Genomic DNA, 17,512 nt, shown 5'->3' with positions numbered 1-17,512 from the left:
ATGAGAACCAAAAAGTTATTGCGGTCTCACCGAAAATTCGGTGCCCTATTGCCTTTTTCTCTCCCAAAAAATAAGGTTAGGCCTTAAGGATTTATAAGGAGATACTGTATTTGATTCCATTGTTTCTGATGATATCAAATAAAAAAACCTCCATTTTAGAAGGAGGTTTAGAAGTAATATTATCAAGTTTGAAAACGATCAGAGGCAATATGAAATGTGTTTTGAGTTTGATCTTCTGTTAAGTTGGATCCGAAACCACACACTAAAACAAGTGACAAACCCAGGATTAGGCATACCTTCTTTTTAAAAGTCATACAGGCATTCTCCCCTTTGAATTTGTGTTTGAGTCTCAAGCATTTTCTGATGATATACATAGGATGTTTCAAATTCTTTTGAGTTTGCGTAAGCAGCTGCGGTCTCACAGGCAATGTCTTCAATATATGAATAGTTCTTATTTTTTTCTAAGTATTCTATTGTTTGATTAACACCTTGTTGGTCCACTGCATCGACATAAAGAGCTTTTAAATATCCCTGTAATTTTGCGAAAAGCTCATCACCTTGATAAAGAGCTGCTGACAAACCTTTCTTACTTACTTGGATAGCCTCATTCATTTTTCCTTGTTTAAAAAGGATTTTTGCATAAGAAAATAAAGAATGTGGCAAGTTTGTGAGCTTTTCTTTTTCTGTAATCTCCACTGCTTGCTTTATGTATACTTCCGCCTGCTCGTAATCACCACTGTCAGCAAAATTAGTGCCTAAATTATATAGTGCAGAACTAATCAACCTTTTGTTATTCAATTCCCTAGATAACTCTAATGCCTTTTCAAGATGCGGCTGACTTTTTTCGTAATGTTTAAAATCAGTATAATTCCCTGAGATAACAAACATACATTGAACTTTTCGCACCTTATAAAGTTCATATTGATTATAAATATCCAATGCTTGTTTAACGTGATGCATAGACACATGACTTTGCTTCATACCATAATATGCTTCAGCTAACTTAAAATGAAACTCTGCCCTTTCGATCTCATCTGGGACATGTATAAGCTGCTTTTCGGCTTCTCTATAATAGTAGATAGCTTTCATGTATTGCTTCTTATCAAACTCGTACATCCCTCTGAAAAATAGAGAATAATACGATAACAGGCCAGATATGCCTTTATTTGAAGTCTCAATTTTTTCAAGAAGTTCCTCAATAGTTGGTCTTATACGTGTTGTTACGGGTTCCAAATAATCTAACATGAGCTGATGACGGAATTTCATTAGGGAGAAGTAAATGAGTAAATACTCATCTTCCTCCATCCGTTGGATTTCTTGCTCGACCTCTGCCTTTAAAATCTCTGCATCCGGGACACTAAATTGACGTATCATTTTATACCATTCATTGATCTTTACGCCAACTTCTGACGATGATAAAACCGGATTCACAGGACCCCTCCTTTTATGTTTTTTATGTAATATTCTAACATTTCCAAAAAGTGTTCGGACCGCAAAAAAACCGCAAACTTTTTATTCGCTATCTTTGATATGAACAATCAAGTTAATTTTAGGATCGTTTCTTCTTTCTTCCATGGTAATATTTTGTTATATGGTTAAATGAGAGGGTATGATTATGAAAGTCTTTGAAGCTAAAACACTTATGTCTGAAGCTACAGACCGCGCCAAAGAATATAAAGAACTAAGGACGCAAATGGTCAACTTGAGAAAAGCTTTACAAAGCGTTGCTGAACTGGACGACAGCGAATTCTCAGGTAAAGGTGCTAATAACATTAAAGCATTCTATCACGATCATGTTGGTGTCACTGATCAATGGATCGACTACATTGATATGAAAATCGCATTTTTTAATAGCATTGCCGGAGCTGTAGAGGACAAAGGTCTCTCTGATGCTTATATTGAAGAGTCTTTTTTAGAACATGAACTGGCTAACGCCCATAAAAAATCAAAGTCCATCATGTCTGAACAGAAAAAAGCCATGAAAGATATCTTAAATGACATTAATGACATCCTTCCGCTTGACCTGTTTTCAACAGAAACCTTCAAGGATGAGCTTACGGATGCCAATGACAAACGCAAAAAAACAATTGAAAAACTAGGTGACCTTGACGAAGATTTACTGACAGAATATGCTATGTCGGAACCAAATGAACAATTCATCAAGTCAGATTTCCAAAAGCTCCAAGAAGCAACTGGCAAAGGCAAAAACGCTACGCCCATCCACTACAACGCCAAGGCATACCGTGAAAGCGACATACATAAGAAAAAAGGCGATATTGAGAAGCGAACGGAAGCTTATTTGACGATTAAGAAGAAAGAAGAAAAAGAACGGGAAATCAAAGAATTACAGAAAAAGCTCAATACGTTGGTTGATGATCCTGACGAGTATCTAAAAGTTGCTAAAGAGATTGGATACGACAACCTCACCACTGAACAACAGGAGTATGTTAAATCCCTCGAGTTTTGGGATAATCCTCTTCGAGCGACCAAGGATATTTTGAAAGAACAGATTGACGGTGTATATGAAGGTTTATTAGCCGGTATAGATGATACAGAGAAGACGGTTAAAGAATATTTAGCCCCTATAGATGCAGCGGGTAAAAAATATCTAGGTCCAGTATATGAATACTATAAAGGCAAACAAATGGCATATTATGATTTTTCGAAGGAAACTGGTGAAGGACTTTTAGGAATTGCAAAATTCGGGATCGATCTCGGTTTAGATCCAAAAGGAACGATAAAGTCCGTTTTTGAATTCGACTATAAAAAAGCCTGGGATTCTACTTGGGATGAGATAAAAGAAAGCTGGGACAAAAACTTTGTACACGGAGATATGTATTCACAATCGCACTACACCACATATTTCACTTTGAATGTAGCCAGCCTATTCATATCAGGCGGCGGTGGTGCTGTTACAAAGAGTGGATCCGTCGTTTCAAAGGTCGGGAAAGTCGCAGATAAGGGAATCAGCAAGTCGGGTAAAAAAGGGGTAAACAGTGCCGGAAATGTTGGTAAATCTGCATCAAAAAAAGTAGTAAAAGACACCAAAGACTTTGGGAAACTTTTAAAAAAAGGTTTAGAGTCAATACCAAATCCTTTTGCTAAAGAACTTCTGTTAGCTAGTGATGTTCCTATAAATTTCTAAACTTACAAAAATCTGGACAAGATACAATTCAACAAATTAAAAAGTCTTTTGATGTTGATCATGGTTCTAAGGGGAATGCTAATAGTAGTAAGATAACCAGTGAAGCTAAATCCGTATCGAATATGAAAGAATTTTTTAATGATGGATTTGGAAAAACTATAAAAAACAATGTTACAAAAACAAAAAATCAATTCCAAGGCCAATCAATCTATGAAGTTAATAAAAAATTGGATAATCCGTATCTGAAAAAAGGCGATAGATTTTATTTAGATAATTTGCACAAGGATCATTTAGAAGTTTTCGATAAAAGAGGAAATTTAAGAGTAGTGTTGAATTTGGATGGAACATTGAACGAAGTTAAGACTAAGAATGCCATTGGAAGAAAATTAAAATAGGTGGTTAAGATAGATGAAAAATATTGATAAAATCTTTAGTGCTTTAAAAGAATTAAATGAAAAATATAATAGTACATTAATTTCAACAGAAGAACTTTTAGAAGAAGAGGAAAACATTAAAGAACTTCCGCAAATAGATGAAAGAATGAATAAAATTTTAGCTAATTTAAGTCAAATTGAAGATAAAGAAAAACTAACTACTGAATTACTACAGTTACATTTAGTAATAGGTGATATAGAATGGCAGTTTGACCAAATACATGAGATGGTTAGACAGGTAATCGAAAATATTGAGGATTAATATTATAAAAAAGGCCTCTTGAAAAGAGAGCTTTTTTATTTCATTAACGCTTCAATTTTCTCTCTAGTCCTAGGTCCATAAATTCCATCAGCAGATAGGCCATGCATTAGCTGGAATCGTCTAACTGCATCTGCTGTTTTCGGACCGTATACGCCGTCAATACCATTATTCTTCGCTCCTTTATCCGGGTAGAAGTATAGTGCTGCCAGTGCTTTTTGAATCTGTGTTACCTTTTCCCCTCTCATCATTGGACTCTTCACTTTGAAAATACCGGATGGGAGCTGATAGGATGATTTTTTGCTGCTGGAGTTTGTTGTTTTCTTTTTAGCTACACTTGCTTTGCTTGAGCTTGTTTTTCCGCCCAACTTTTTCAGTTCTGCTTCAATTGCAGTCTTAACTTGAATCTATCTTCCCTCTGACAAAATGCGGTGCGGGCAATACTTACCATTCCAGTCTTGATGTTTGCGGACTCGATCAATACCCCATCCACGTTCTTTAAGTAGCTGCGCCACAAACTTAATAGCGAGCTTTTCCGCTGCCTTATATCGTGCCCCTCCTGACTTACTATAACAAATTTCGACACCAATCGACTTTCGATTCCCTGTGCCGTTTGTTCCATCTCCTGTGTGCCAAGCGTTACGATTTGTTGGAATTCCTTGAATAACTTGTTTATCATCTACTGCAAAGTGAAAACCTGTTGAGCTAGAGTTATTCTTCATGTAAGAGATTTCATTGGCTGCTGAAGCATCATTCGCAGTGTTGTGAATAGTGATATATTCAGCTTTCATTGGATTAGGACATTTCAATCCATACTTTGATTTAGAGACTAAATTCTTTACAACTTTAATGGCCATATATCCTCTCTCCCTCTGTCTGTGTAATAAAAAAAGCCACTGGCTTAGCCAGCAGCTTTGTCTGCGTTATCCTTACTCTGTTCTTTTTCGTTCTCAATTGTTTGTAATCGATCTGTTATTGTTGAAGGAATTTTAACACCGATCTGTGCTAAGTTTTCAGTTATTGACAAGCCTTCATTAGTTGTGAACAAAGGTGATGATAAATGATTAAACAAGTAAACCCACATTTTAAAGAATTTCTCTTTGATTGGAATCAAAAGTTTCAGTTTCTTGTGGGTGGTTATGGATCATCCAAAAGCTATCATGTGGCACTCAAAATTGTTCTGAAATTGCTTAAAGAAAAACGAACTGCACTTGTCTTTTAACTTCTTACTCCCGCCGCCGCTCTCTTCCCACAAACGAAAAGCTTTGTCTCTGCGTGGATCTCGTGGTCTTGGCATTACATCTTACCCACCTCCGGACCTCATGTTTGAGTTTGTGTTTGTTTTAATAGTTTTTGCTGATGTATCTGCTATTACACCTTTAGACAAAATATTCATTTTCTCTTATTTAGACTTAAATCTATGTCGAAAATTATTGTTTGACATATCTTATACTAACTCCACTAAAAGAGGTGATAACATGTCAAATGGTTACAATAGCTCCTTCGTGTTAGTTGTGGTGTTGTTCATCCTGTTAATCATTGTGGGTGCTTCATTCCTTTATTAGTCTTGAAATATTTTAATCTACTATTAAAGGAGGTAACTATATGGGAAACACAAATGGTTATGGTAGCACCTTCGCATTAATCGTAGTGCTATTCATTCTATTAATCATTGTTGGTGCTGCATTCCTTTATTAGTCTTTAGGCACTTTAATCCAAAGCGGCCTTTTGAATTTCACCTCCCTGTACGAAGACGCCATAAGAAGTTTTTATGGCGTTTTGCTATGTTATTAACTTTATCAATGCTGATAAAATTTCAAAACCAGGTAAATGCCTCCTTTTGGATTGAATTGCTTTGGAAAGTAATTTCTAAAGTGAAAGGCACTCAAATCATTACGTTGACTAAATTGCATATTCTGAGTATTAAAAAGTACAAAAAAAGATACCTTTAAGGTATCTAGTTATAAAGTATTAAAAGAAGCCATTGACATAAAAATAGAGTTTAAGTGTCTATTGTCCTTATCTAGATCAACAACTTCCTCGCGGCACTGCTCATAAAATTTAGTTCCAATTCCGGTTAACTTCCTTATTACGTGTTCATTCATTTCATGTTTTAACATATTTACCACGGAGTATTTTATTAGACCATTTAAATCACTTCTATCTATACTATTCTTTAAGAAGTTAGCCGTATCAGCTGTAGTCTTTTTTAAATGCTCTCCCTCAAATTCAATAAGTAAAAAATTGTTATCTTTTTTAAAAGTAAGTTCATTTACTAATTTTAAATATTTTTCAAATTGATCTCTGAAATTATTGGGTAAAGGCACAGAATAATCATTTATCTTTAAATTGTTATATTTAAGGTCTAGATTATTTTTTTTCAAGTTGCAAATTAATTCATAGCGTACCCCAGTTAATATTATCAATTTAATGATTATTGCTGATCTAAATTTATTAAAATATCTTTTCTCTTCAAAAGCATTTATATATATATCATCTGAATTTAATGTTTCATCACATTGCTTAATGAGATCATTAACCTCTTCTTCGAGTAATGTATTAAAACCTCTACTGTCTTTTAATATAGAGTTGTTTGAGATAAATTCATTCATTTTATATCTATATGATGAATGATTGCTAGCTGACAAATTTAACTCTCTTTCAAAGTCGAGATTCTTGATACAATGTTCAGATTGGAGATACAGAAAAAATTTTTTTATAACAACACTATACATATAAGCAGTTTCTTTTTTCAAAATTTTTTTCTTGCTCTGTGTTCGATTTTCAATATTAAATTTTAAAGAATCAATTATCCTTTCTGTTCTAACACCTTGAAGAAAATCTATAATTGTATCATCAGTGACTTTTAAGTGTCTCAGGTAATCTTTAAAAGCCTTCAAATGAGTGAAATATGTATAAGGTACACTTTCAAGAAAAGACTCAAATATTTGTTCCATTTTACTCATCTCCCATCTTATTATCGACGAAAAACAATAATGATGGAACCATCTGCAAAATTTGTCGAACGAAACTGTTGAATAAAATCAAATTTGTCGGGGATATTAATTTGAACGAAATACTGCTGCTGTTTTATCACCCGATTCACTATGTAAGACCTCCCGATCGAGTTAATCCTCGCTTATCGTTGGGAGGTTTTATTCGTTGTATAAAATTGGTGGTGACGCAGTAATAACCTGCCGCGCCGACCCGCCTCCCATTTTACACCTCCGATTTTTTCGGATTCAACAAGCGCTCAAAGTGGCAATCTTGGCATAATTGGCTGATCAACTCGTCTTTCATTTTGCGTACAGTTTCCCTTGAAATGCCAAGGTGAAGGCTAATAGCACGGTAACTCATCCCCTCCATCATGCAATCATAAATGACTTATGCTGCTCCCCTTTGATTTTTTCTGCCCCCAACTCAACTGCATAAGACGTTTGAAAAGACGTTCCTCTCGCATATCCATTTGACGAAGCTCTGCCTGACTCTTCCCGGGACTTCCTTTTGGTATAGCAGCGTCTAATCCATATTGGGCAACTCCCCAATTTTTCATAGGAATTGCTGAACCATAAAACACTCTCTGTAACCGTTGAACTTCTTTCACCATCCAGTGATAGCTATTGATTAGATTTTCAATGTCTTTTGGATTCATGAAACGTCCTCCTTTTTAAACAATAAACCGGACACTAAACAAACAGTGTAATGCTGTAAGTTTAGTGTCCGCAGGCTTTCCGTCTTGGACAATATTTCCTCAACAGGACCCAGACTGCACCCTCATTTCGGGCAGCAGGCATTCGGGAGGATTCTATATTTAAACTAAGTTCACAAAATATTAACAAAAAATCCCTTGGTTATTTTTTCATATTATGTAATAATACAGTTGTACTAAAAAACAAAGGGAGTGTTTAAAATGAAATTGAAAAAAGTTTTAACTGGTTCTGCATTGTCCCTTGCTTTACTCGTTTCTGCAGCTCCTGCTTTTGCTGCGACTCCTAGTGTAGATAGCACTAGTCAGAAGGCAGTAACTCCTCAAGCTGAGATAAAAACTATATATCTCACAGCTAACACACGTGGAGAACTTGCCAATGTAACGGTATTTGCTGGTGTTAAATACTATTTAAAAGATGCCTGGCAGAACAGTGACGGCACATGGACTGGCTTATATCAAGGTTGGTATTAAGTATCTGAGAGATAAGAGGAAAATCCTCTTATCTCTTTTTTTGGACAACCCCTTTTCCCTTTCTAAATTTGGGTAATCACGCCAGGGTGCTGTAACGATAAGAAATGCTCGTTCACAATTAGTTAACATTTATTTACAAGGGTATTTTTTACATGCAGCGAAACCTTTAAGTGTATCAAAAAACTAAAGGAGTGGTAACATGAAATTTAGAAAAGTATTAACTGGTTCTGCTTTATCACTTGCTCTACTTGTTTCTGCAGCTCCTGCCTTTGCCGCAAGCCCTACTGATACTCATTCTGGAGAAATTACAACGAAGGAAGTTTCTGCTTTAGATACCTTGGTTATTTATGGAACAGCTTCTGATCCAGATCCAGCACAAACAATTATTCATAAAGGTATAACATATTATTTAGACAGTGTTACTTTTTATCCTGATGGAACTTATATCGCATACTATTCAAGTTAACTATGAGGGGGCTCACAGCCTCCTCTCCCCCTAGTATAGTTACTCCAATCCATTCGATTGTTTATCTAACTTTGTAACCTATCTCCTAATCAACCCGCGCAAAACTGCCCTTTACAGTTTGAATCACTGTTTTCCCGTGCTCCGGAGCATCTTAGATATGGGCTGTACCTTGATTTCCATATAAAACAATGATTTGAACTCTCCCTGGGTCAATCTTCTGCTGAATAGTTAAGTCTTTTTTGATGTTTATTTCTCTTGGATTGTACACTCAAAGGTCCCCCCCTGTGTTTTGATAGAAGTACCAGTTCATATCGAGAACACTGAGGCTAAGCGCTTCGGTGTGTTTTATTTTTAGGCAGAAACCTCTTTTAACATGATTTCCACCCTCGGCTCTTCGCTATAAAACTTACTGACTTTCAGATCCACAACCTGACTATCATCTTTGTATATCAGATGATTCAGGGCATCTTTTACACCCTTTACATAGTTATCAACATCAGGCTTTGTAGTCGGCCGCAGAAGACCCTTTTCAGCTTTTTCTTTCTTCTTTTTTGAGTTTGAAACTGATTTTGGCATTTGTCTGTACACTTTGACATCCATTTGAGACAGGACCAGTAATAATTGTTTCTGGGCGATGCTGAGACGCAACCAATGCCACATACTGTTTGAAATACTTTGTTTTTGCTGGATCTCGCATATGCACCTTCCCATTTCGTATTGATCCACGCGGCCGTCCTTGTGCGACTGGCTCACCATAAACAGTGAACTTAATGCAATCCAACTGTTCTTTACCTCCCGTCAAGCTGTTCACATAGCTGAATTTCTTTTTTGATTCTCGGTGCGGAGAGTAAAATTGCCAGCAGAAACACGACTGCTTTAAGCACTCAGCATCGGCTCCATTTGCTTTATTTTTTCATCAAGTAAACGGATAGTTGGCGTAAGATCTTTACCTTTATTTCGATCTGAAGGTCTAAACATATAAAGTCCACCAGTTGCTTTTACATTCATTTTCTCCTTCATTCCCAATCACCTAACCTATGATTTAATTGCATTCGATCGCCTTTAATAATCACTATGTAATCACGGCACATCTGGTGAATCTGTGAACCAAGAGCCTCGTCTATATCCAAAATCTCATCGACTGTTAACTCAGAAGAAATCAGCAAGGGCTTATGATTCAAATAACGATAATTTAAGACTGACTGGATTTGTTCAACCTGCCAATCGGTTGCCCTTGGCTGACTGTTTATTGGTTTGAATAAGTCATCAATGAATAGGACTTCGACCTTTCTCATGACATCGAGTTTTACAACTAAGTTGTCAAGTTATGCCAGCAATACTTATGATAATCTTCTGGAATCATGGTACTTGCAAGGAAAGAAAAAAGTGCTCCTAAATCCGTTTAAATCTAAACACAAAAGAACCGCGACTGGCGGTTCTTTTAGTGTATATTCCTATTTGACTTCATTATTATTGAACAGGTACCATAATCAAAATCAATATCTTTCTTGTCTAAATCTCCCTCAAAATTTTTAGCATAAGTCATTGTTAAATGTACGCTTTTATCTATCCACCAAGTTCCATCATCAGTATTTGTATCCCAAGTAACATCTATATCTCTGCCGAAATTCTCAAAAAATACCAAATTCCCAACAGCTACTGTTTTTCCGTGGATTTTGTAATATATTAGAACAATTTTCTTATCCAATAAACCTGTTCCGTGTTTTACGATTGTTAAACTATAAGGCTTATTAGGACATTGCTCTTCAAGTATAACTTCAGGATTTAAAAATAAAACATAACAAATGAATAGAATTGGTACAATCGTTAACCTTTTTAATACTTTTTTATTGATATTTAACCTCTTCAACATAGTCCTCCCTTTTTAACAATCCATTTCATTTGGGATACACCCCCATCATTGAAGGTATTTCCTATGAAAAATGATTTTGAAGCTCATAGGAACCCTTACATGACAGGGTTTTTGTTGTTTTTTCATTGTCTATCAAGATCTAAATCAAAAAAAGCTATAAAAAATAAGGAGTGATACATATTATACATGACTAATATGTATCACTCCTTTAGTTTTTGTTCAATAATCGCCACCGATAGTGGGATAAGAAATAGCAAAAGAACTTGCTATTTCTCAAATACATCCACCAAATTTTCAATGTTAGTTTGTTTTTCATACATACTAATAAAAAATAAAACCTTGTTATAACTTTACAAGACAAACTGAATTGATTATAGTCTAATTAGACTAAAATATTGATGTAAAGAAGTGAAAAATGAGATGATAAAGTCTTTTTTAATGTTGGGGCAGTCGAATATGGCGGGCCGTGGATTTTTGAATGAAGTAGACCCTATCTATAATGAAAAAATAAAAATGCTGCGCAATGGACAGTGGCAGATGATGACAGAGCCGATTAATTACGACCGTCCGGTTTCCGGCGTTGGCCTGGCGGCATCTTTTGCAGATGCATGGTCGAAAGCTCATCCCGATGAAGAAATTGGCTTGATCCCTTGTGCGGAAGGTGGCAGTTCATTGAATGACTGGCATCCGGAAGGCATCCTTTTTCAGCATGCTTTGTCCGAAGCCCGCTTCGCCCTCCGATCCAGTCAAATTTGTGGAATCCTTTGGCACCAAGGTGAGAGTGACAGTTATCGTTCGCTACATGAAACTTATTACGAGAAATTAACTCTTATCATCGAGACGCTAAGAAACGAGTTGGAAATTGATGAGGTACCGTTGATTATTGGAGGGCTTGGTGACTTTCTTGGGAAGACCGGTTTTGGACAGCACGCGACTGAATTTCGACAGGTTAATGAACAATTGCTTCGTTTCGCCAACGAAAAACAGAATTGTTATTTTGTTACTGCAGCAGGTTTGACTGCGAATCCTGATGGCATTCATTTAGACGCAGCTTCACAACGCAAATTAGGTTACCGCTATTTCGAGGCTTTTTCGAAAAAGCACCATATCTTGAAACCCATTTCGGGAGAGGAGCAATCACTGAAAGTGAATGGTGACTATTCTAAAACAGAACAGATTTACCTTCATAGTATGGATTTGGCTTCGGGTAAAATTACGTACGCGGAATTTGAGGCGCGGATGGCGAAGGTGATGAAACCATGATTCCCTTACTTATCCTTGGCTTGCTAATCCAAAACCCCGGAGCTCACGGCTATGAACTTCTGGCCTTAATGGAAAAACGTCATTACAAATACATTGTTAACTTCACGAAAGGTTCATTTTATTACAATCTGCAGCAACTTGAAGAAAAGTGCTTAATTGAACAGATTCAGCAGAAACCTTCAACCAGCGGGCGTGAAATCCGTAACTACAAAGTCACAGATTCGGGAAGGGCAGAATTCGAAAAATTAATGATCAAATACGGCACCAAATCGGAATATGTGAACCTGCAATTTTATGGGGCGTTACTCTTTGCCGATGAATTCGACAAAAATAAATTACTGAATCTGATCCAATCACAAATCGATCAGACTAAAACTCGAATCGAGCTCCTTGATGAATACCTGTCCATCACTCAAGAAATTCCCGGCACAATCGATTACTTTCGCCGTATGAACGAAAATTCCCGTTCACATCACTTGGTTAATTTAGAGTGGTTTGAAAAATTGAAAACAGAAATAGAATCAACTATTGCAGAATAAAAAAATGCAAAGTTAAATATAAGAACATTAGTTACCTAAATATAAAACCTGTGTCGTAGATATCTAGTAACATCTTTGATACAGGTTTTATACTCCTTCTTTAATTAAACCAGTCAGAGGGTTGTCAACACTTGCCCCCAACAAGAGCAAGCGAATCTGCTGCGTGTTCTTCTTTTTCAATCACTAGCCGTTAGTTTAATTAGAATTCAAAAAATCCAAGACACGGTCAACTCTTTCATTGACTGAGCAATCGCCTTCAATTTTTAACACTGGACAAGATAAATCTTCCATCCAATGTTCATGCAAAGTTTTACTTCTAACTTCCATTCCAGCATTATCATATAAAGAAGCCCACTCTAAAAATGCTTTTGATTGTTCATATTTACTGCCTCCGGCTAACACTTCATTTCCATAACGCTGAAATTCCCTATGCCTTAATCTCTCAAGCCGTATTTCTTGTGGAATCCATAAGAAGACGACAAGGTCAAAATAACTTTTTAGATTATCGCCCCAGCCACACACTGCACCAGAAAGAATCCATTTCTCATTTATTGTTAAGTCTTTTTCAAGCAACTTTCTTCTTTCAGGAATTTCTCTTTTTTTAGTGAATTTATCTAACCAATAGTAATTATCAGTATCAAGATGCGTATGAGGCAAACACTTTGACAATGCAGCACCCAATGTTGAAGTTCCAACACCAGAGGCTCCCAATATGTGAATATTTTTTTTCATACTTCCCCCTCCTTATTAAGCAACCAAACTCCCTGTTTGTTGCATAAGGTACCTACTATTATTTTGACATAAATCCCTAAAGACCTTTACTTTTCTAGAGAAATCCAGATGCGTGTTATTCATATCCCATCTCATTAGACGCATTTTCCTATGAAAAAAGTCTTGATTTCCCTATAATATTTAGACGAATCCAATTTTTAGATTGTCGTCTTTAAGGAGGTTTTTTATCTTGAGGTATACAAACAGTCATTTAGAGGATTGGATTGAAAACTTATACAGAAAGATTGATATTACAGAACCTGAACAAATTAATTTTGAACGGATTGCTGAGTCATTAGATATCAGGCTTTCGTTTAAACCTGTTACAAGCTTCGCACTTAAACACAGCGGAATTTATAACATATGCTTGGACAGCCGAAAAAGCCGAGTTGATCAATGGTATGATTTTGCTCATGAATTTTGCCATATATATATAGACATGAAGGCGATAAAAAAACAATGCCTGCAACTTGGACTGATTATTTGGAGTGGCAGTCGAATTATTTTACATATCACTTTTGCATTCCAACTTTCATGTTGCGTAATATCAATCTTCCGTACATACATTCACATGCAATTGAAAATGTAGCTTGGTTATTTAAGGTATCCCCTTCATTCGCAAAGAAACGTTTAAGCATTTATTACAGGAAACTGACTCAACATTTATTTAGTCAAACTGTTACGGGAAATTTATGCACCCCCCTTTTGTAATGAATAATGAAATCATGCATTTGCGCGCATTGAAAAAAACCAAAAAAGACGTCTCCCTTCACGATCCGATCGGGCAGGATAAGAAAGGGAATGAAATAAGCCTGATTGACGTTTTGAAATCAGAAAACGAAGACCTGATAGATACGATCCAGCTCAATATGGAGCTTGAAAAAGTGAAAAAATACATTGACATTTTAGATGACCGTGAGAAGGAAGTGATTGTCGTGCGGTTTGGACTTGATTTGAAGAAGGAAAAACGCAACGAGAGATTGCCAAAGAACTCGGTATCTCACGCAGCTATGTATCGCGGATTAAAAAGCGGGCGCTGATGAAGATGTTTCATGAGTTTTATCGGGCAGAGAAGGAAAAGCGGAAGAATATGAAAATCATTTTTTCATCGCTGATAAACTCCCTACCTCAAGCATTCAAAGCCGGACGTTCTAAAAGCTCCACAGAAAATCCTTCATCGGCATACTTCAGCACATCCTTAGTCCCTGCTTTCTTTATGCAGGCCTCGATCTGGCTGTCGATGCTCGATCCCTCGATCGCTTGTTCCTCGGTATATTGCTATCACCCTGGATAATGATAGCAATCGTTCATGCATTTGTCAGCTTGCGGTCCCTCGATGATTATTACCTTCATAAATATAATTTTTATCATCTTCAAGTTCTTGTTTCTTAAGCTCTTCTCTATATTTTCTTTGAACCTCTTTCATCTTTTCATTCATTTTCATGATTAAATCCCTTTGAAGTCCATTTTATTCTCCTTGCCCTTTTCACTAGACATTTTAATAATTTATAGATAATTACAGGTTGTCATTGCTTTTTACTCAATGGTGCAGGTTTGAAGTTCGGCTGTGGGCTCGCTTTTAGTAAACCAGTTTATATTCTTTTTGGGCACACAACAGAAACAATTTTCCCATATGAAAATCTCGTAATCTTACACCTCTTTAACTTGAAGAAGGATTTTTGCATATGTATTTTCATACCCGTCAACTACCATCTCATCCAGCATATATTCCTCATATGCATTTTCCCCTATTTGCATTCCATTTCTTTCAATGAACTCAATGATTCTCCGGTATGCCTCTTCAGTATTTCCGCCTATTTCATATCCAACTGCATACAGGCCTTTTGGTCGTACATGATAATTTATGTTCTCTGCCCCATCTTTTACTTTTATATAAAAGTAACTGTAATTGTAGAAGTCTTTTTCTAAGATTTGTTCCCGTGCAAAGATTCCGCCTATCGGATATCCTTCATCTAATTCATATTGCTGAACTTCATGAATGAGTTCTGAAATGGCTGCCACATATTTTCGTTCTGGTAAGTTTAATGTTTTTCGGCTTAACATGAATGTTTCTTCATTTAAATATTCAAAAGAAATTGAGGAAAAATCAGTCTCAAGTGCTTGTTCTGTAAGCGTCACTTTTGTTTGTAAGATCGTTTGCAACTGCTTAAGCTCATTTATTTTTTTATCAATCTCAATAGACTTTTCTTTTAGAACATGCAGGATCTTGTCTGGTGTTTTTCCTTTTATTAGACACTTTATTTCTTTTAATGGAACCCCAAGCTCTTTAAATAGACTGATGACTTGAAAAATCTCAAATTGATGATAGGAATAATATCTATACCCATTTTCTTTTTTTATTTCCGGCGAGAAAAGACCAATCTCATCATAATGAAATAAGGTTTGTTTTTTTACACGGCAGAGCTTCGAAAACTCCCCTGTTGTGAAATACTTCTTAACATCTTCGCTCATAAAAACCTCCTTGACTATACGGTAACCATATACCTTATGATTATTGTACTTGAAAAGAGCTTCAAGCGAAAAGGATAGGTAAAAAGGGTTCAATTGAGTTAAAGGGGAATTCAGATGAAAAAATCAATAAATGAGCAAAAAACGATATTCATTATACTATTAAGCAACATCTTCGTAGTATTTCTTGGTATCGGTTTAATCATTCCAGTTATGCCTTCTTTTATGAAAATCATGCATTTATCCGGCAGCACAATGGGTTATCTTGTTGCGGCTTTTGCCATTTCTCAGTTAATTACTTCACCTTTTGCAGGTAGGTGGGTTGACCGTTTCGGGAGAAAAAAAATGATTATTCTCGGGTTGCTTATATTCAGTTTATCTGAGTTGATTTTCGGATTAGGGACCCATGTTTCAATATTTTATTTCTCGAGGATATTGGGTGGTGTAAGCGCGGCTTTTATCATGCCCGCGGTAACAGCATATGTAGCTGATATTACAACCCTAAAGGAAAGGTCAAAGGCTATGGGGTATGTTTCTGCTGCAATTAGCACAGGCTTTATTATTGGGCCTGGTGCGGGAGGATTTATTGCCGGCTTTGGCATCCGCATGCCGTTTTTCTTCGCCTCCGCCATCGCGTTAATAGCAGCTGTCACTTCCGTTTTTATACTAAAAGAGTCATTGTCGATAGAAGAACGCCATCAACTCTCATCTCATACAAAGGAATCAAATTTCATTAAAGACTTGAAGAGATCCATTCATCCTGTCTATTTCATTGCATTTATTATCGTCTTTGTAATGGCTTTTGGTTTATCAGCTTATGAAACGGTATTCAGCTTGTTTTCTGATCATAAATTTGGATTCACACCAAAAGATATCGCAACCATTATTACGATAAGTTCCATTGTTGCGGTAGTTATTCAAGTTTTACTATTCGGGAAATTGGTCAACAAACTTGGAGAGAAAAGAATGATTCAGCTGTGCTTAATAACCGGAGCGATCTTGGCTTTCGTGTCTACTGTTATGTCAGGATTTTTAACTGTTTTGCTTGTAACTTGTTTTATTTTTCTGGCATTCGATTTGCTACGCCCGGCCTTAACCGCTCATTTATCCAATATGGCCGGTAACCAGCAGGGTTTCGTAGCAGGCATGAACTCCACATACACCAGCCTGGGAAATATATTTGGACCTGCTCTAGGCGGTATACTATTTGATCTTAACATTCATTATCCTTTCCTTTTTGCAGGTTTCGTTATGATTGTCGGCCTTGGTCTTACAATGGTTTGGAAAGAAAAAAAGAATGATGCTACTGCTTTGAATTAATTCATTTTCTATAAAGTCAAGTCATTTGGATGCAGGGAATGCCTCTGGTTAGGCACAATTAGAAAAGGTACTTAATTTGATAGGCTACATGTTGCTTGACGTGAATATAGTTTAAGCTGAGTTTTAGCAATATCAGGATTTCATCTGCAATCACCTTAAGCCGCAGCCTAACCGGGATAAGAAAAAAGGAGAATGTAGTATGAGTATAAACATAAAAGCAGTAACTGATGATAATCGTGCTGCAATTCTTGATCTGCATGTCAACCAGAATCAATTATCATATATTGAATCTACAAAAGTATGTTTAGAAGATGCAAAAGAATGTCACTATTATAAACCTGTCGGGCTTTACTATGATGGAGATCTAGTCGGTTTTGCAATGTATGGATTGTTTCCCGAGTATGATGAAGATAATAAAAACGGACGAGTCTGGCTTGACCGATTTTTTATTGACGAACGCTATCAGGGAAAAGGATTAGGGAAGAAAATGCTTAAAGCCCTCATTCAGCACCTTGCTGCGCTATATAAATGCAAAAGAATTTATTTAAGTATATTTGAAAATAATATTCATGCTATACGCCTTTATCAAAGGTTTGGTTTTCAATTTAATGGTGAACTCGACTTTAATGGTGAGAAGGTAATGGTAAAAGAGCTATAGATATCCAAGCCTCCTTGTTTGCTGAGAAACGTTTGAACTTCGATAATGATTACCTACTTAAACTGCAAGATCATTGTTTAAAAAAGCCTGGATGAAAATTTCATCTCAGGCTTTAAGCATCTTATTAGTCAAAAT

Annotated in this window: 16 protein-coding genes and 13 pseudogenes; 13 read left to right on the top strand and 16 right to left on the bottom strand. The window is 36.3% G+C overall.

Features of this window, described 5'->3' with window-relative positions:
* Nucleotides 1–303: 303 nt before the first annotated feature.
* Entirely contained in the window at nucleotides 304–1,431 is a 1,128-nt protein-coding gene (locus tag WA279_RS01955) for a Rap family tetratricopeptide repeat protein (RefSeq protein ID WP_014477416.1), read from the bottom strand.
* 184 nt (nucleotides 1,432–1,615) lie between these two features.
* Here WA279_RS01955 and WA279_RS01950 point away from each other — a divergent pair.
* Nucleotides 1,616–3,540 (top strand): annotated as a pseudogene (locus tag WA279_RS01950) (ribonuclease YeeF family protein).
* 13 nt (nucleotides 3,541–3,553) lie between these two features.
* Entirely contained in the window at nucleotides 3,554–3,841 is a 288-nt protein-coding gene (locus WA279_RS01945; RefSeq protein ID WP_336154077.1) for a hypothetical protein, read from the top strand.
* Between the two features lie 35 nt (nucleotides 3,842–3,876).
* Here the strand turns inward: WA279_RS01945 and WA279_RS01940 are convergent.
* A pseudogene (locus WA279_RS01940) lies at nucleotides 3,877–4,695 on the bottom strand (peptidoglycan recognition protein family protein).
* Nucleotides 4,696–4,739: 44 nt separating this feature from the next.
* Nucleotides 4,740–4,883, bottom strand: a pseudogene (locus tag WA279_RS01935) (phage holin family protein); the annotation flags it as partial.
* Between the two features lie 15 nt (nucleotides 4,884–4,898).
* On the opposite strand from WA279_RS01935, the pseudogene WA279_RS01930 reads away from it, so the two are divergent.
* Nucleotides 4,899–5,054: pseudogene (locus WA279_RS01930) on the top strand (phage terminase large subunit); the annotation flags it as partial.
* On the opposite strand, the gene WA279_RS20850 reads toward WA279_RS01930, so the two are convergent.
* The gene (locus WA279_RS20850) at nucleotides 4,983–5,135 is read right to left on the bottom strand and encodes a phage terminase small subunit-related protein (protein WP_251187899.1); all 153 of its coding nucleotides are present in this window, start codon (nucleotides 5,133–5,135) and stop codon (nucleotides 4,983–4,985) included. The pseudogene WA279_RS01930 and the gene WA279_RS20850 sit on opposite strands and share 72 nt — an antisense overlap.
* Nucleotides 5,136–5,316: 181 nt before the next feature.
* On the opposite strand from WA279_RS20850, the gene WA279_RS01920 reads away from it, so the two are divergent.
* Together WA279_RS01920 and WA279_RS01915 are read left to right on the top strand one after the other, a co-directional pair.
* Nucleotides 5,317–5,403, top strand: a complete 87-nt coding sequence (locus tag WA279_RS01920) for a YjcZ family sporulation protein (protein WP_073991391.1) — start codon at nucleotides 5,317–5,319, stop codon at nucleotides 5,401–5,403.
* 40 nt (nucleotides 5,404–5,443) lie between these two features.
* Nucleotides 5,444–5,536 (top strand): YjcZ family sporulation protein, encoded by a 93-nt coding sequence (locus tag WA279_RS01915; protein ID WP_029318114.1) that lies wholly within the window; start codon nucleotides 5,444–5,446, stop codon nucleotides 5,534–5,536.
* Nucleotides 5,537–5,799: 263 nt separating this feature from the next.
* Here WA279_RS01915 and WA279_RS01910 read toward each other — a convergent pair whose 3' ends face one another.
* The gene (locus tag WA279_RS01910) at nucleotides 5,800–6,795 is read right to left on the bottom strand and encodes a tyrosine-type recombinase/integrase (protein WP_336154073.1); all 996 of its coding nucleotides are present in this window, start codon (nucleotides 6,793–6,795) and stop codon (nucleotides 5,800–5,802) included.
* A gap of 262 nt (nucleotides 6,796–7,057) precedes the next feature.
* A pseudogene (locus WA279_RS01905) lies at nucleotides 7,058–7,490 on the bottom strand (sigma-70 family RNA polymerase sigma factor).
* Nucleotides 7,491–7,748: 258 nt separating this feature from the next.
* Between WA279_RS01905 and WA279_RS01900 the strand changes: the two are divergent.
* Both WA279_RS01900 and WA279_RS01895 read left to right on the top strand, forming a co-directional pair.
* Nucleotides 7,749–8,018, top strand: coding sequence for an LCI fold-containing protein (locus WA279_RS01900; RefSeq protein ID WP_327829538.1), 270 nt, complete (start codon nucleotides 7,749–7,751; stop codon nucleotides 8,016–8,018).
* 199 nt (nucleotides 8,019–8,217) lie between these two features.
* Nucleotides 8,218–8,484, top strand: coding sequence for a transcriptional regulator (locus WA279_RS01895; protein ID WP_106020145.1), 267 nt, complete (start codon nucleotides 8,218–8,220; stop codon nucleotides 8,482–8,484).
* A gap of 85 nt (nucleotides 8,485–8,569) precedes the next feature.
* Here WA279_RS01895 and WA279_RS01890 read toward each other — a convergent pair.
* The 5 genes and pseudogenes from WA279_RS01890 to WA279_RS01870 form a co-directional block, all read right to left on the bottom strand.
* Nucleotides 8,570–8,752, bottom strand: a pseudogene (locus WA279_RS01890) (XtrA/YqaO family protein).
* An 83-nt stretch (nucleotides 8,753–8,835) separates the two neighbouring features.
* Nucleotides 8,836–9,265, bottom strand: a pseudogene (locus tag WA279_RS01885) (RusA family crossover junction endodeoxyribonuclease).
* 95 nt (nucleotides 9,266–9,360) lie between these two features.
* Complete coding sequence (locus WA279_RS01880) at nucleotides 9,361–9,510, bottom strand: hypothetical protein (RefSeq protein ID WP_336154070.1); 150 nt, start codon at nucleotides 9,508–9,510, stop codon at nucleotides 9,361–9,363.
* Nucleotides 9,501–9,806, bottom strand: a pseudogene (locus WA279_RS01875) (ATP-binding protein); the annotation flags it as partial. The pseudogene WA279_RS01875 and the gene WA279_RS01880, both read right to left, overlap by 10 nt.
* Before the next feature lie 119 nt (nucleotides 9,807–9,925).
* Nucleotides 9,926–10,354 carry a hypothetical protein gene (locus WA279_RS01870; protein WP_336154069.1) on the bottom strand — a complete coding sequence of 143 codons (429 nt, stop codon included), beginning with the start codon at nucleotides 10,352–10,354 and terminating at the stop codon, nucleotides 9,926–9,928.
* Between the two features lie 423 nt (nucleotides 10,355–10,777).
* Here WA279_RS01870 and WA279_RS01865 point away from each other — a divergent pair, with 423 nt between their 5' ends.
* Nucleotides 10,778–11,620 carry a sialate O-acetylesterase gene (locus tag WA279_RS01865; RefSeq protein ID WP_336154067.1) on the top strand — a complete coding sequence of 281 codons (843 nt, stop codon included), beginning with the start codon at nucleotides 10,778–10,780 and terminating at the stop codon, nucleotides 11,618–11,620.
* Nucleotides 11,617–12,159: a PadR family transcriptional regulator gene (locus tag WA279_RS01860; protein ID WP_336154065.1), complete on the top strand. Its 543-nt coding sequence runs from the start codon at nucleotides 11,617–11,619 to the stop codon at nucleotides 12,157–12,159. Before WA279_RS01865 ends, WA279_RS01860 begins: the two co-directional genes overlap by 4 nt.
* 195 nt (nucleotides 12,160–12,354) lie before the next feature.
* Here WA279_RS01860 and WA279_RS01855 read toward each other — a convergent pair whose 3' ends face one another.
* Entirely contained in the window at nucleotides 12,355–12,891 is a 537-nt protein-coding gene (locus tag WA279_RS01855; RefSeq protein WP_327829544.1) for an ATP-binding protein, read from the bottom strand.
* Nucleotides 12,892–13,120: 229 nt separating this feature from the next.
* Here WA279_RS01855 and WA279_RS01850 point away from each other — a divergent pair.
* Both WA279_RS01850 and WA279_RS01845 read left to right on the top strand, forming a co-directional pair.
* Nucleotides 13,121–13,641, top strand: a pseudogene (locus WA279_RS01850) (ImmA/IrrE family metallo-endopeptidase).
* 8 nt (nucleotides 13,642–13,649) lie between these two features.
* Nucleotides 13,650–14,026 (top strand): annotated as a pseudogene (locus WA279_RS01845) (sigma-70 family RNA polymerase sigma factor); the annotation flags it as partial.
* 38 nt (nucleotides 14,027–14,064) lie between these two features.
* Here WA279_RS01845 and WA279_RS01840 read toward each other — a convergent pair.
* The 4 genes and pseudogenes from WA279_RS01840 to bltR form a co-directional block, all read right to left on the bottom strand.
* Nucleotides 14,065–14,187: pseudogene (locus tag WA279_RS01840) on the bottom strand (recombinase family protein); the annotation flags it as partial.
* Nucleotides 14,145–14,283, bottom strand: a pseudogene (locus WA279_RS01835) (hypothetical protein). The pseudogenes WA279_RS01840 and WA279_RS01835, both read right to left, overlap by 43 nt.
* Nucleotides 14,279–14,374 (bottom strand): annotated as a pseudogene (locus WA279_RS01830) (hypothetical protein); the annotation flags it as partial. The pseudogenes WA279_RS01830 and WA279_RS01835, both read right to left, overlap by 5 nt.
* A 206-nt stretch (nucleotides 14,375–14,580) precedes the next feature.
* Complete coding sequence (gene bltR / locus WA279_RS01825) at nucleotides 14,581–15,402, bottom strand: multidrug efflux transcriptional regulator BltR (RefSeq protein ID WP_014480349.1); 822 nt, start codon at nucleotides 15,400–15,402, stop codon at nucleotides 14,581–14,583.
* Between the two features lie 114 nt (nucleotides 15,403–15,516).
* On the opposite strand from bltR, the gene blt reads away from it, so the two are divergent.
* On the top strand, nucleotides 15,517–16,719 hold the full coding sequence (gene blt, locus WA279_RS01820; RefSeq protein WP_336154062.1) for a multidrug efflux MFS transporter Blt: 1,203 nt from the start codon (nucleotides 15,517–15,519) through the stop codon (nucleotides 16,717–16,719).
* A 199-nt stretch (nucleotides 16,720–16,918) separates the two neighbouring features.
* Entirely contained in the window at nucleotides 16,919–17,377 is a 459-nt protein-coding gene (gene bltD / locus WA279_RS01815) for a spermine/spermidine acetyltransferase (protein ID WP_336154059.1), read from the top strand.
* The last annotated feature ends 135 nt before the right edge of the window (nucleotides 17,378–17,512 follow it).

The sequence above is a fragment of the Bacillus sp. 204(2023) genome, assembly GCF_037027505.1.
Taxonomy (GTDB): domain Bacteria; phylum Bacillota; class Bacilli; order Bacillales; family Bacillaceae; genus Bacillus; species Bacillus subtilis.
This window is presented reverse-complemented; position numbering and strand designations above follow the sequence as displayed.